The sequence below is a fragment of the Eudoraea sp. genome, assembly GCF_049665975.1.
Taxonomy (GTDB): Bacteria; Bacteroidota; Bacteroidia; order Flavobacteriales; family Flavobacteriaceae; genus Eudoraea.
In genome coordinates, this window is the sequence record NZ_JBATGR010000213.1 from 1 (window position 1) to 13,760 (window position 13,760).

Consider the following 13,760-nt stretch of genomic DNA (forward strand, 5'->3'; position numbering starts at 1 on the left):
CTATTAGAGTTCCCAAAATTATCATTATGGCTAACGCCCCAAGTACATACGGAATGGGAACTGTTGGAGTCGTATACGGAAAATTAATATCCTCAGTGAGGTTATTGATCAAACTTAAAACCCCTGCCCCAAGTATAATACCTACAATTCCGGCAATCATCGTAAGAAATACGGATTCTAAAATAATCAGAGAACGCACTTCCCTTGGGGTTGCACCTAATGCCCGGCGAATACCCAATTCCTTAGTTCGTTCCTTAACAGATATTAGCAGAATATTACCAATTCCAATTACTCCTGCCAGGATGGTGGCAATTCCAACAATTAAGGATAAAAAGGTTATCCCGTTGGCAAAGCCCATAATCTTATTAAATATTTCTCCAAGATTAAAGGCCCCAAATGCGCGTTCATCTTCCGGGTGCACCTTATGTATACTTCTTAAAACGGCTTTGATATCTTTTTCTACCTGAATAACATCGGCATCATCATATGCCGCTATTGTAAAAAATTGAACTTCCTCTCCTGTATTGTAAAGCTTTTTAAAAGTAGTAAAGGGAATAAAAATATCTCCGTCTGTTCCAAATTGTGTCGTTTGAGTGAATTTATGAACGCCGACTACCTGAAAATAAATATTTTCTACCCTAATATAAGCCCCTATAGGATCTTCATCCTTATCAAATAATTCCTGTTGCGTTCGATCTCCAATAACACAAACTTTTCTAGCCTGAGCGATATCTTCATCGTTAATAAATCTTCCATTATCATAAATCTTCTGGGTAGCAATCTTTGCTATTTCCGGAAAGTAGCCATATACCGCATAACTATTAGATTTAATCCCTCTTACAGTTAGCGCAGACGCCCCTCCAAATGCTCCTTTTGTATTTACCGGTGCTATATATTGTATTTCAGGAATTCTATTTTTCAAGACCTGAGCATCATCCACTTTTATCCTTATTATTCTTCCTGTTTTAAAACCTGCGTAAGGCATACTCGTGCTTTGAGACCAGGCCCAGATACTATTTTTGGCTACCGTTTCAAAGTTTTTTTCAAAACCGTTGTCCATCCCTTTTGCGGCCCCTGCAAGAGCGATATAGATAAAAATACCCCATAAGACACCTATAACAGTAATTATAGTCCTGGTTTTATTCTTTCCGATAGATCCGAAAATTTCCTGCCAGGTATTTTTATCAAATAGAAAACGAATACTATTCATCTCGTAAAGCTATTATAGGTTTAATACGAGCTGCCCTTTTAGCCGGAATATAGCCCGCAATTGCCCCAAACATTATTAAAAGTAGGGTTGCAGAAATAGCCACGCCCGTATTAATAAATGGATTGGTAATAAAATAGTCTTCCGCCATACTCTCTCCTAATGAACTAAGGAGTGCAATTCCAATTAGCATTCCCGTAAAGCCAGATATGGTTGTAATAAACACCGACTCCAATAAAATAGTGCTGATAACTGCTTTTGGAGTGGCACCCAAAGCTTTTCGTATACCCAGTTCTTTAGTACGCTCCTTAACCACAAAGACCATAATATTACTTATACCTATGATACCTGCAATTATGGTCCCAAAAGCCACAAAAACTACTATAATTTGAAGTACCCGTGCAAATTGTTGATTTTGCTGTAATTGATCTGCAACGTTTCTGATGAAAATTCCATTTTGATCTTCCGGATTTATGAATTTCTTGTCTTTAAAGAACTTATCCAAACTACGTTCGAAAGCCATGGCGCCCATATATCCCATTTCTGGTTTGAAGGCCACAACCATTTGGTCTATTTTATCTGTGTTTTTTTCAATTAGTTGAAGCGAAGTATAAGGGATATATATTCCACGTTCTTCCCTATCACCTCCATCGTCCTGGAAAACGCCAATAATTTTAAAAACACTTCCTCCAACGTCCAAATATTTACCAATCGCATTTTTAGATCCAAATAGGTCCTGTTCCACCAAACGTCCTATCACTGCATGTTTTGTTTTCTTTTTAACATCCTCCACATTGAGGTACCGGCCTTTCATAATAATTGTCTTCTCAGCAAATTGATGGCCCCAATCTACCCCGGTAACATTATAATTGTCGGATTCTTCCTTGAATTTCACTAACTTGTTTCTTGAAATCCTGGGGGTTATATATTCCAAAAACATTGGAAAGTTTTTTTTAATGTCGGCGAGATCGCTATTTTCAAATTCAATTCGCCTCGATGATTTATATCCTTTATACGGGAGAGTAGTTTTTCCGGGAAATAAGTAAAGAACATTGGTGGCGTCTTCCTTGAAAAATTTGTCGAAGGTGTTAATTAGTCCGTTTCCCAGACCAAAAAGAAAAACAAAAATTAATATCCCAAGAGCCACAGTAAAACCTGAAAGGAAGGTCCTAAGTTTATTTTTTTGAATAGTTTCAAATATCTCGTTCCAGGTGTCCCGGCTAAACATACGCTGATGCTCTTACTTGCTTTACTTTTTTATCTTCAACAATAACACCGTCTTTTAGGTAAACAATCCGTTTACACATATGGGCTATATCATCTTCGTGGGTTACCACTAAAATTGTATTTCCCTGGTCGTTAATTTTCTGAATTAAATCCATGACTTCATAAGAGGTAGTGCTATCCAGGGCTCCTGTAGGTTCATCTGCGAGAAGTACCTTTGGTTCTGAGGCCATGGCCCGGGCTATGGCGACTCTTTGATTCTGCCCACCTGAAAGTTCACTGGGTAAATGAGTAGCCCATTCCTTCAGGCCCACCTGGTCCAGATATTTCATCGCTCTTTCTTGTCGTTCCTTTCTGGGTACTCTCTGATAGTACAATGGCAAGGCAACATTTTCCAGAGCACTTTTATAATTGATTAGATTAAATGATTGAAAAACAAATCCTAAAAATTTATTTCGGTAATTGGCGGCTTTAGTCTCGTTGAGATTTTTTATTGGCACGCCATCCAGAGTGTATTCTCCGGAATCAGCCACATCAAGCATCCCAAGAATATTCAAGAGGGTAGACTTTCCCGAACCGGATGAGCCCATAATTGCAACCAATTCTCCTTCTTCAACAGTAAAATTTATCCCTTTTAAAACATGCAGTACATTGCTACCCATCTTATAGGATTTGTGCAAATCTTTTATTTCAATCATGGTGGTTAGTGTCTTAAGTTATTCAAATGCATTAATAGGACAGGTAAGTTGAGAAAATGTTACAAATAATCTTCAAAATATTTTGTTAAAAAGCTATCCTTCAAACTCATCGGGTTTCACCTCGTTCCATACTTTTATCTCATCTTCTTTTTCCAGACCAGACTTCACTTCTACATAAATTCCATCGCTAATTCCCAATTCTATGTCCCTTCTTTCGAATTGCTGATCCCCGGTAGCGATTTCCAGAAATGGTTTTTTGGTTTCAGGGTCAAATTGAACCAGAGCTTCTTTTATGGAAAGAACACTATCAGCTCTATCCAGTATTATTGATGCATTTGCACTTAGACCCGCCCTAATAAAGATTGAATCCTGTTTCTTTAACGTTCCTTTAATTTCGAATTGAATTGCTCCATTTTCCTCATTACCCTTAGGAGCTATATAATCCAAAATAGCGTCAAAAGTTACATTTTCAAGTGCTCCAACAGTAATTTCCAATGGCAGGTCCTCCTTTATCTTTCCCACCTCAGATTCATCTACCTTTCCTTCAAAAATCATTTTATCTACGTCAGCAATAGCTGCAATAGTGGTTCCCTCATTAAAATTATTGCTTTCAATCACCTGGTTACCTACTTCCACAGGTACTTCCAAAACCATTCCGGTAACAGTAGACCTGATCAAGGTGTTTGCTGCATTACCATAACCTTTGGTAGTTCCAGTTTTAACAATATCATATCTTTTATTTGCTGCACTATAGGATTGTTTGGCCTGGTCATAACTTACCTGTGCTCTTTCCAGATCAACTTTTGAGATTACCCCTTTGTTAAAAAGACCACTTTGCCTGTCAAAATTTCGCCTTTGGTCATCCAATGAAATTTTAGCCTCATCAATACTATTTTTTGCATCATTAAGTGCATTAAGGTTTGGCACAACTTTTATCTTTGCCAGTAAGTCACCAGATTTTACGAAATCTCCCCCCTCGACAAATATTTCCTCAATAACGCCTGAAATATTGGGTTTTATCAGGACTTCTTCTAATGGTAATATGCTGCCGGTAGCCACTGTTTTTTTGATAATGGTCTGGGTAGAAGGTTTTTCGGTTTCGTATACAATTGGATCTTGTTCATTCTTTTGATAGAGGTAATACATAGAACCTCCGAAAGCCAAAAAAATGGCTATTAGAATGATAATCGTTACTGATTTTTTCATTTTTTATAGTTTATATGATTGATGTTTCAAATTTATTCTGTTCGTAAAGCATCTATTGGCTTTACTTTTATAGCACTTTGAGCGGGAATAAAACCCGCAAGTAATCCTGACAATATCAGAATGAATAGGGCCACAATAACTACACCTAAGCTTACGCTCGGATTCAGGAACATATCCACTGGGCCATTGGCATCTAATAAGGCATTAACGCCATAAATAAACAGAGCTCCAATAATAATTCCGGCCATTCCGGATATAATCGTAAGAAAAATCGACTCCAAAAGAATCTGCTTTTTAATAGACCAGGGATCTTCACCTAATGCCCTTCGTATCCCTATTTCCTTGGTCCTTTCCTTAACTACAATCAACATAATATTACTCACTCCGATTATTCCGGATAATAAGACTAAAATTCCCACGAAATAAGCGATAAAGCTCATTGCTCCGAATAAGCTTTCTACTCTGTTATACTGTTCATATAAATCAAAATAACCAACTGCCCTGGTATCTTCAGGATGTACTTTGTGTTTGGTTTTCATTAAATTAACAATATCTTCTTTGATGCTCGAAATAGAGGTTCCATCATGGGCTGTAATAGCCATCCAACCTACGTCATTACCCATATTAAATGCCTGAGAAAAAGAAGTAAAGGGCACATATATTTCTTTTTGCGCCTCTTCTCCATCACCATCACTACTCTTCTTCTTATAGGTACCCACTACCATAAAATTCACCCCCTGAATCTTAATATAGCTTCCCATTACTTCTTCTCCTTTATCATAAAGCTCATTTCTAACTCCGGCTCCAATAATTGCTATTTTCCGTTTTTCCTGAATATCATTCTGATTTATAAAACGTCCTTCTGTAATGCTCATGGGATCCTGGTTAATTATCTCAGGATAGTCGCCATATACGTTATATGCTCCGGTATTTAGCCCTCTTACCACATTATTGTCATTCCCGAAGCCACCTAATTGGTTTCGGGGTGATATAAACCGCAGATTGGGAATATTATCACGTATGCTCTTTACATCTTCTACCTTAAATCTAAATCTTCTTCCAATAGGCAAGCCCATATGCGCCTTTGTGGTACTGCGTGTCCACATAAACATGGTATTTGTAGCAATATCTCCAAAATCTGCTTTTATACCATTTTCCAGGCCTTTACCTGCAGAAAGTAAGATAATTAATATGAGTATGCCCCAGAAAACGCCAAAAGCGGTAAGCAGAGTTCTGAACCAATTAGTGGTTAGTACTTCTAAAATTTCTTTCCAGCGATCTCGATTAAACATATTCTCAATATATTATTCGTCTCTTAAGGCGTCGATAGTATGAATACTCGCCGCCCTCCATGCAGGGAAAAACCCTGCAACTGCTCCTGCAAAAATCAGAACCATAACAGTAGAAATGGCAACATTAAAATTAACTGAAGGGTTTAGAATGTAATCTACTTCTATATATGGTCCTACTATTTCCAAAAGTCCCATACTAAAAATAAGTCCTGCAAAGCCTGAAATGGCTGTTACAAAAATAGATTCATGCAAAATCATTCCTACGATATACCAGGGCTTAGCACCTAATGCTTTTCTTATCCCTATTTCTCTTGTTCTTTCCTTTACAACAATCAGCATAATGTTACTTACACCCACTACCCCTGCAATGATTGTGCAGATTCCTACAAACCAGAAAAAGAATTTAATATTTCCTGTAAGACTATAATAGCGTTTCGCTTCTTCCAAGGCACTCCATACCTGTATTGCGCCGGTATCTTCGGGTGCTACTGTATGAACCTGCTGCAGGTGTGCCTGTAAATTTTCCTTAAAAGCTACAGCCTGAACCACAGCCTCGTCAAAATTTTCCATTATTGGCATGGTGTAGCTCATATTATTAATTCGGTCTCCTCCGTTAAATACTCGCTGTGCAGTAGTTATAGGGATATAGATGCGCTCTTCTTCCCTGTCCTCTCTCTCGGAATAGATCCCAACAATTTTAAATAATACCCCAGATATATTTATGTACTCACCCAAAGGGGTTTCCACGTCCTTAAATACATCCTGCTTAATTTTATTTCCTATAATAGCAACCTTAGCCGTATTTACTTCATCCTGGTAATTTAAAAATCTCCCTTCAGACATTTTTGCATTTTCGATAAACTGAAAATCGTAGGAAACGCCTTGTATCCCATAAACCAAAGCCTCTTTTCCGTAATTTACCGATACATTTCGGACAAATACCCTAGGCGATTTGTATTCAATTTCATCTCCAAACAAGGCCAAGGAAGATGCATAATTTTCATTTTTCAGTTGGATACTCCTACCCGGATTAAGTCCTTTAAATTCTTTGGATGTAACCCCTGGCCATACCCACACACTGGTAGCCGCATCTTCTTCAAATTCATGGGCAATACCGTTTTGCATACCCTGACCAAAACCCAATAAAATTACGAGTATAAAAATTCCTGAGGCTACGGATAGCCCGGTAAGGAAGGTCCGCAATTTGTTTTTACGGATCGTGTCAAAAATTTCCTGCCATCTTTCGAGATCGAACATGGAGTTGGTTGATTAATGATTGATGTTATAACTTCTATTAAATAAGACTTCCAGAATAAGGAATTGTTACACTTGGAACTGTAAAATAGTGTTAAAATTGAACCTTTAATCTTATGACCTCATTTTCCTGTAAACCAGGTAAAAAAGAACGCCCAACAAAATGTAAGGAAGTGCCATTAGGTAAACAATCCCATTATTAATCCCCTCAGCCATAGAATTGTCGTCCTGACTTTCCAGAACTGCCCTGCACATTGCGCATTGAGCTATTGATAGTCTTGGTAATACAAAGAATACAATTACGAGTATAAGGCTTTTAATTTTCAATCTATTATATTTTTCTATTTAGGTATTAAATAAAATACAAATTTTTAGTATTCATAATATGGTGAAATCATTAAATAAACAATAACTCCGGTAACGGCCACATATAGCCAGATAGGGAATGTAAATCTGGCAAGTTGACGGTGCCGTTTAAAATCTTTTAAGTATGCCCGGACATAAGTCTTGAGAACAAGCGGTATTATAACAATGGATAAAATTATATGCGAAACAAGAATAAAATAATAAGCATACTTAATAGCACCAACACCTCCATAAGATGTAGAATCTGCAGTCATATGATAAGCAATATACATAAGTAAGAAAAGTATAGAAAGGATAATACAAGCGCTCATTATATTCTGATGCAAAACTCTTTTACCGTTCTTAATAGCCCAAACGGCATAAATAAGCAAGACTGCCGTAGCTCCATTTATCGAAGCGTAAATAGGAGGCAGATATGTTAAAGGTTCAGAATTTGGAATTTTAACACCAAATAAAACGGCTACCACCAAAGGAACCAAAATTGATATTATGGTAATTATTCTGTTGAACTTCCGCTCCTTTGGAGTTTTGTTTAGTTTATTCACTTAGAAGTTTTTTTATGTCTTCCTTTAAAATACTAATCTCTTGCTTTTCTCCCTCATCATTTTCTCCCTGAGACTCGCTAATTGTTCCCCGGTAATAAATAATTGGGTTTCCAAAATCATCAGCTCTTGAGCGGAGATATCCATTTTTATCTACCAATGCAAATAAGCCAGAATGTTCAAATCCGCCAGGGACTTCTGAATTTTCTGCAGCAAAAATATTGAAGCCATTGTTTGCAAGGTCGTAGATTTCCTGACGATCTCCCGTCATCAGGTGCCAATCCATATCATTTATACCATATTTTTCGGCATACTCTTTCAATACTCTTGGAGTATCATATTCCGGGTTAATTGTAAACGAGGCTACACCAAAATCATCAAAATCCCTGAATTCTTCCTGGATTTCAACCAGATTAGAATTCATAACAGGACAAATTGAAGGACAAGTTGTGAAGAAAAACTCAACTATATAAACCTTTCCTTCGTAATCTTTTTGAGAAATTAAAAGACTATCCTGATTTAGAAATGAAAAATTTGGAACCTGTCTTTTCTCATTATTCAAATAGATAAAACCAGGAGATTCATCATTACCAGCAAGATTTATACGATCATGTTGTGTAATGGTACCTGTCTTTATGCGCTCAATAATTTTTGGAATAAAAATGATCCCAAAAACCAGGACAACAAGTGATACCCAGACATAAGTGTATTTATTTCTCATTAATTCTTTCTATCTGCATTGTTCTTCTTAAGTGCCATGCGATACTCCGCTAAAATAATTTTTACATCATCCTCCATTTTATTGTTAAGTTCTGCAACAGAGGTTGCGTTAAAGCCATACTTAGTGTCCTCCTCTTCATCGTCTGTTCTGCCCCTGAGATTTTTATTCTTGTCAATTATAAAAACATAATCGGTGCCTAAGTTTTCGTCAAGCCTGAGATTTGTTTTTAGTGAATTAAATATGGCCCTGATTTCTTCATCTTCAATAAATATAAATTTCCAATTCTTAATATCTACCAAATTGCCAAGTTCCGACTTTAATTCCTCCACTTTCTCCGTAGTTCCGATTGGCATAATCATCACCATTTGGAAGTCATTAAACTCATAGAATGGTTTATATATTTTTTGATTCAGATTAAATGTATTGCCTTTTTTAAGTTCAACCTTATTTCCCAAAAAACCCAAAACAGTTATCTTATTCTCGAAGGTAATTTTATCAATATTTTCAGGAATATCCAAAACCCCCTCGGGTAGTAGAGGGAGTTTGCCAAAATTATTTACCCCTGAGGCAAAAAATAAATAGGCAACCAGTGGCAAGATAAAAAGAACCACTAAGACGAATGTCTTTTTCATTGGTCATTGTTTAGACATTACAAAAATAAAAAAGACGGCTGTTATACCGTCTTTAAGTGCTGTTAATTCCTTGTTAGAAATTCCAAGTTACGTAGCCATCTTTAAACACAGTATAAATATAATCGGCTTCGAACAAGAGTATAAAAATAAGATAGGCTACCAAAAAAATTGGTGTCCATACGATAGCCCTTCGCAATGAACTTTTCTCATCACGCAAATGCATAAAATCCCAGGCAATATAGTAAGCCTTAACCAAAGTTAGGATTATAAAAATCCAATTTAGCAGTTTCATTCCCAAAAAGGTATTGGCCGCCAGAATATGTGGTTTCGAAATTCCTAATGCTACTTCTATTGCGGTAACTATAGTCAGAAAGATCAAAACACCCCATATTTTTTGAGTGTTGGATTTAAATTTTATTAGTCCTCTAAAAATCTCCAGCTTGTGTGCGTGTGCCATTCTAAATTGTGTTATTTTAAATATGATAATCTTTTAATACTTCTTCGCTTCTTTTTTTAAACCAGATAGAAAAAGGTAAAAACGAAAACCCAGACTAAATCTACAAAATGCCAATAAAGTCCAACTTTTTCAACCATTTCATAATGACCCCTTCTTTCATAAGTCCCCAGGATAATATTAAAGAAAATAATGATATTGATAATTACCCCTGAAAATACGTGAAAACCATGAAAGCCAGTAATAAAGAAAAAGAAATCCGCAAAAAGTCGACTTCCATATTCGTTCCTCACTAAATTGGCCCCTTCAACCACCAATTTAGAATCTTTGATTTTTGTCAATGATTCTTCTCTGGTCAAGAGTGTTTTTTCTCCTTCTGAATTTATGGTTTCTGTTCTTATCAGGATGTTAGGGTTTGATTTTAGTCCTTCTACTACCTCATTAACAGTATACGACGGAAGCGATTCGCCCTGGTAAAACCATACTCCATTTTTGTTTTCGTGATCAACTCGCTCAGATGGCAATGTTTTAGAAAAATCTGATAGTGCAGCCCTTTCACCGGTGTCTGCCTTAACAAATTGCAATATTCTTCCACCTTTTGTTTCTATTGCACCATAATCGCCTTTTATGAATGTTGCCCATTCCCATGCCTGGGAGCCCACAAAGATGGCGCCTCCGATAATGGTAAGAAACATATAGATAATGGCCTTATTCTTCATCATCTTATGACCAGCATCAACTGCAAGTACCATTGTAACCGATGACATAATTAAGATAAATGTCATAAATGCAACATAGTACATTGGGAAATTTCCATGAAAGAATGGTACGTGAGTAAATACTTCATCGGCTATTGGCCAAGTTTCGATAAACTTAAATCTGGAAAAACCATAAGAGGCTAAAAATCCCGAAAATGTCAACGCATCGGAAACTAAAAAAAACCACATCATTAGCTTTCCATAACTTGCTCCCAAAGGTCGGTTTCCACCCCCCCAAACGTTTTCTTCTGTACTCGTTGCTACCGTAGAATCCATAAACAAATATATCGTGTTATAAGAATAATGGCAAATTTACATTTTTTTTAACACTAGAAAAGCCCAATTATGATACAAATGAAATTTTGTGTTCATTTATCATGTAAAAAAATAAAAGAACAGTATCAGATAAACCCATAAAAGATCTAAAAAGTGCCAAAAAGTTGCCCCCATTTCAACTCCCAAGGTGTTAGAATCGGAGTATTTATTCTTAATGTTATTATACAATACTACTAAAAGTGAAATAATTCCTGCAATGACATGAACAATATGCACAGCTGCAATTAGAAAAATGTAAGACATTGTAATATTACTGGTAGGACCTGTAAAATAGTAACCTTGGTTAATCAGTTGTGAAAATCCGGAGAACTGAATAAAAATAAATGCAATGCCGAGTATCAGTGTTAGCAGCAACCATTTAGTGCCCTCGCTACTTTTATTTGTTTTAATTGCTTTACTTGCCAGGATGTAAGTACCACTACTAAGTATGATAATAACAGTACTATACAAAAAAGCCGATGGTAGTTCAAAGCTTTTAAGCCAATCTGCACGAGAACTACTAACAATATAGGCGCTGGTCCATCCCGCAAATCCCATTAGCAGACTTGCTATTCCAAACCACAGCATCATTTTCTTTGCCCTGGCATTCTTTTCTTTATTTGTCCCCTGTGTAAGATCCATATGAATTATAAAAATTTATCAATAACATAAACCAATTGCATAAGAGTGATATAGCTCACACTTATTAACATGAGTTTTCTGGCCGATTTATTATCTCTTTTTTCAAATAACCTAACGCCAAAAACCAACATTACCAACCCCATTATAAGGATTATTATAGCGGCAGGAATGGATAAATGTAATCTCCCGGTTATTCCAAAAACCGGAATTACGGAGATGATTATCATCCAAATTGTATACATTATTATCTGAATTGCGGTACCCTTATCCTTTTTACCTGTAGGTAACATTTTAAAACCCCCTTTTTGATAATCTTCATCCAGCATCCAGGCAAGCGCCCAAAAGTGAGGGAATTGCCAGAAAAATTGAATCATGAAAAGCGTTCCTGGTTCTATTCCGAAGTTATTCGTGGCAGCAACCCAGCCCAGCATAAATGGAATTGCTCCAGGAATTGCGCCAACAAAGACAGATAAAGGTGTTTTTGTTTTTAAAGGCGTATAAACACTAGTATAAATGAATATTGATATGGCCCCGAACATAGCCGTTTTAGGATTTAGTATATAAAGACTAACCAGGCCCAAAATTGTCATTAGTATGGCCAGGGTCATAGCTTTATTACTGGTCATCCTACCCGCCGGAATGGGCCTGTTCCTCGTCCTATTCATCAGAGCATCGAGGTCCTTTTCAATAACCTGATTAAAAGCATTTGACGCACCTACCATGCAGTAACCCCCAAATGCCAACAAAAGAAGTGATAAAGGGTTTACCTCATAGGCCCCTAAAAGATAGCCGGCTAAAGACGAAAAGACCACGCTAAGCGCGAGTCTCGATTTGGTAATCTCCTTAAAATCAGCAAAAGTCAATACACTTTTTGTATTTTTTGCCGTTCCAACAGCCGTCTTCATTTGAAATCCTTAAAATATAGAAAGCGAATTAATGTGTTCGCTTTTATGAGGTGGCAAAGATAAGACCCATTAAATTTTCCTGCAACGAATTATGTTTGTTTATGTTATCTTTAAAGTACTCACTACTAAATATATAAATCTATGGCACTTTATAAAATTAAAGTTCAGCTTCTGATCTTCATTTCATCATTTTGTATTTCATTCTTATCTGCACAAGATAAGGAAGTGGTTATTAGCATTGATAAACTTTCAGACGATGTTTATATGCTAACAGGGCAGGGTGGTAACATAGGTATTTATATAGGCCAGAAGAATGTCTTTATGATTGATGACCAATTTGATCGTTTGAGTGATAAAATAAAAGCTGCAATTAAATCACTTACAAATAAGCCCATTGCATTTCTTTTTAATACACATATGCACGGCGACCATACGGGAGGTAATGCAAGTTTTAATACAGACCTTACAACTCTGGTAGCGCATAACAATGTGCGAAAACGAGTTATGACCGGTCAGCAAAAAAAATTAGAGGATAAAAAGATTACCCAGGAGTATTACGATAAAATGTTGCCGGAAGTTACCTTTTCGGAAGACATAAGCTTTTATGACGAAGATGAGACTATCATGGCATTTCATGTTCATAATGCCCACACAGATGGCGATGCAATGGTCTATTTCGTAAATAACGACGTTATACATATGGGAGATACTTATTTTGCCGGAAGATATCCCTATATTGACCTGAATAGCGGCGGTAGTTTACAGGGTTTTATTGATGCTCATAAAAAAGCACTATTGGTAATAGGAGATGAGACAAAGATAATTCCGGGTCATGGCAGGCCTTCCACAAAAAAAGAGCTCGAAATTTATGTTAGTATGTTAGAAGATGTAAAGACAAGTATTCTGGCTGCTATTGAGGCTGGGAAAAGTCTTGAAGAAGTAAAAACAGACAACAGCATTAGTGCGGCTTATGATAGTACTTATGGTACTGGGTTTATTAAGCCAGAAGTTATGCGGGAGACCTTCTATAAAAGTTTAAAAGGCGAATAATTTAGAAATGAAAAAAACCCTGCCATTGCCTGGTCAGGGTTTAAATATATTTTTAAATTTTCTATTTATTGTAGTTTAAAAGTAATTGGAATACTAAAAGGTACCCTAACCGCTCTTCCTCTTTGCTTCCCAGGAGTCATTTTAGGAAGTTTTTCAATAATACGCAATGCTTCAGCCTCCAAATTTTTATCTGGGCCTCTATATCTGATATTCCCAATACTACCATCTTTTTGAATGGTAAACATAACATTTACTCTTCCCTGCACACCCATTTCCTGAGCAATTTCCGGATAACGGAAGTTTTTACGAATATGTTTTTGCATCATTTCATTAAAACATGCTCTTTTATCGCTGGCTCCTTCACAACCAGGAAATATTGGCACATCTTCAATTACTGCAAACGGAACATCCACGTCTTCTTCCATCTCATCAACGTCAACATCCTCAACTTCTATAACCTCTTCTTCCTGGCTCGTCTCCGTTGATTCAATAAC

16 protein-coding genes are annotated in these 13,760 nt (G+C 36.6%); 1 reads left to right on the top strand and 15 read right to left on the bottom strand.

The window, feature by feature from the left end; all coding sequences use genetic code 11:
* From WBN20_RS08155 to cyoE, 14 genes are all read right to left on the bottom strand, one after another.
* Positions 1-1,210: ABC transporter permease (locus WBN20_RS08155; protein WP_424281325.1), on the bottom strand; the 1,210-nt coding region annotated here is incomplete at its 3' end.
* Positions 1,203-2,435 (bottom strand): ABC transporter permease, encoded by a 1,233-nt coding sequence (locus WBN20_RS08160; protein ID WP_424281326.1) that lies wholly within the window; start codon positions 2,433-2,435, stop codon positions 1,203-1,205. The genes WBN20_RS08155 and WBN20_RS08160, both read right to left, overlap by 8 nt.
* On the bottom strand, positions 2,428-3,129 hold the full coding sequence (locus WBN20_RS08165) for an ABC transporter ATP-binding protein (RefSeq protein WP_424273166.1): 702 nt from the start codon (positions 3,127-3,129) through the stop codon (positions 2,428-2,430). The genes WBN20_RS08160 and WBN20_RS08165 overlap by 8 nt, the downstream gene beginning before the upstream one ends.
* A gap of 93 nt (positions 3,130-3,222) precedes the next feature.
* Entirely contained in the window at positions 3,223-4,335 is a 1,113-nt protein-coding gene (locus WBN20_RS08170) for an efflux RND transporter periplasmic adaptor subunit (protein ID WP_424274643.1), read from the bottom strand.
* A 32-nt stretch (positions 4,336-4,367) separates the two neighbouring features.
* Positions 4,368-5,627, bottom strand: coding sequence for an ABC transporter permease (locus tag WBN20_RS08175; RefSeq protein WP_424274642.1), 1,260 nt, complete (start codon positions 5,625-5,627; stop codon positions 4,368-4,370).
* 12 nt (positions 5,628-5,639) lie between these two features.
* A complete protein-coding gene (locus WBN20_RS08180) occupies positions 5,640-6,884 on the bottom strand; it encodes an ABC transporter permease (protein WP_424281327.1) in 1,245 nt (414 codons plus the stop codon).
* Between the two features lie 111 nt (positions 6,885-6,995).
* Positions 6,996-7,208, bottom strand: coding sequence for a hypothetical protein (locus WBN20_RS08185; protein ID WP_424271043.1), 213 nt, complete (start codon positions 7,206-7,208; stop codon positions 6,996-6,998).
* Between the two features lie 44 nt (positions 7,209-7,252).
* Positions 7,253-7,792 (bottom strand): DUF420 domain-containing protein, encoded by a 540-nt coding sequence (locus WBN20_RS08190; RefSeq protein WP_424281328.1) that lies wholly within the window; start codon positions 7,790-7,792, stop codon positions 7,253-7,255.
* Entirely contained in the window at positions 7,785-8,510 is a 726-nt protein-coding gene (locus WBN20_RS08195) for an SCO family protein (RefSeq protein WP_424281329.1), read from the bottom strand. Before WBN20_RS08195 ends, WBN20_RS08190 begins: the two co-directional genes overlap by 8 nt.
* Complete coding sequence (locus WBN20_RS08200; RefSeq protein WP_424281330.1) at positions 8,510-9,142, bottom strand: hypothetical protein; 633 nt, start codon at positions 9,140-9,142, stop codon at positions 8,510-8,512. The genes WBN20_RS08195 and WBN20_RS08200 overlap by 1 nt, the downstream gene beginning before the upstream one ends.
* A 73-nt stretch (positions 9,143-9,215) precedes the next feature.
* Positions 9,216-9,599, bottom strand: coding sequence for a cytochrome C oxidase subunit IV family protein (locus WBN20_RS08205; RefSeq protein WP_424273303.1), 384 nt, complete (start codon positions 9,597-9,599; stop codon positions 9,216-9,218).
* A 56-nt stretch (positions 9,600-9,655) separates the two neighbouring features.
* Positions 9,656-10,630, bottom strand: a complete 975-nt coding sequence (locus WBN20_RS08210; RefSeq protein ID WP_424274639.1) for a cytochrome c oxidase subunit 3 — start codon at positions 10,628-10,630, stop codon at positions 9,656-9,658.
* A 99-nt stretch (positions 10,631-10,729) separates the two neighbouring features.
* A complete protein-coding gene (locus WBN20_RS08215; RefSeq protein WP_424281331.1) occupies positions 10,730-11,311 on the bottom strand; it encodes a cytochrome c oxidase subunit 3 in 582 nt (193 codons plus the stop codon).
* A 5-nt stretch (positions 11,312-11,316) separates the two neighbouring features.
* A complete protein-coding gene (gene cyoE, locus WBN20_RS08220) occupies positions 11,317-12,216 on the bottom strand; it encodes a heme o synthase (RefSeq protein ID WP_424275659.1) in 900 nt (299 codons plus the stop codon).
* 141 nt (positions 12,217-12,357) lie between these two features.
* Between cyoE and WBN20_RS08225 the strand changes: the two genes are divergently transcribed.
* Positions 12,358-13,266, top strand: coding sequence for an MBL fold metallo-hydrolase (locus WBN20_RS08225; protein ID WP_424281332.1), 909 nt, complete (start codon positions 12,358-12,360; stop codon positions 13,264-13,266).
* A gap of 65 nt (positions 13,267-13,331) precedes the next feature.
* On the opposite strand, the gene WBN20_RS08230 is transcribed toward WBN20_RS08225, so the two are convergent.
* On the bottom strand, positions 13,332-13,760 hold a 429-nt coding region (locus tag WBN20_RS08230; RefSeq protein ID WP_424281333.1), incomplete at its 5' end, for an energy transducer TonB.

Bases quoted from the DNA above. Each gene is read 5' to 3' on its own strand.
- WBN20_RS08210 (WP_424274639.1), bottom strand. From the start codon at position 10,630: ATGGATTCTACGGTAGCAACGAGTACAGAAGAAAACGTTTGGGGGGGT.
- WBN20_RS08175 (WP_424274642.1), bottom strand. From the start codon at position 5,627: ATGTTTAATCGAGATCGCTGGAAAGAAATTTTAGAAGTACTAACCACT.
- cyoE (WP_424275659.1), bottom strand. From the start codon at position 12,216: ATGAAGACGGCTGTTGGAACGGCAAAAAATACAAAAAGTGTATTGACT.
- WBN20_RS08215 (WP_424281331.1), bottom strand. From the start codon at position 11,311: ATGGATCTTACACAGGGGACAAATAAAGAAAAGAATGCCAGGGCAAAG.
- WBN20_RS08205 (WP_424273303.1), bottom strand. From the start codon at position 9,599: ATGGCACACGCACACAAGCTGGAGATTTTTAGAGGACTAATAAAATTT.
- WBN20_RS08225 (WP_424281332.1), top strand. From the start codon at position 12,358: ATGGCACTTTATAAAATTAAAGTTCAGCTTCTGATCTTCATTTCATCA.
- WBN20_RS08195 (WP_424281329.1), bottom strand. From the start codon at position 8,510: ATGAGAAATAAATACACTTATGTCTGGGTATCACTTGTTGTCCTGGTT.
- WBN20_RS08200 (WP_424281330.1), bottom strand. From the start codon at position 9,142: ATGAAAAAGACATTCGTCTTAGTGGTTCTTTTTATCTTGCCACTGGTT.
- WBN20_RS08165 (WP_424273166.1), bottom strand. From the start codon at position 3,129: ATGATTGAAATAAAAGATTTGCACAAATCCTATAAGATGGGTAGCAAT.
- WBN20_RS08180 (WP_424281327.1), bottom strand. From the start codon at position 6,884: ATGTTCGATCTCGAAAGATGGCAGGAAATTTTTGACACGATCCGTAAA.
- WBN20_RS08170 (WP_424274643.1), bottom strand. From the start codon at position 4,335: ATGAAAAAATCAGTAACGATTATCATTCTAATAGCCATTTTTTTGGCT.
- WBN20_RS08160 (WP_424281326.1), bottom strand. From the start codon at position 2,435: ATGTTTAGCCGGGACACCTGGAACGAGATATTTGAAACTATTCAAAAA.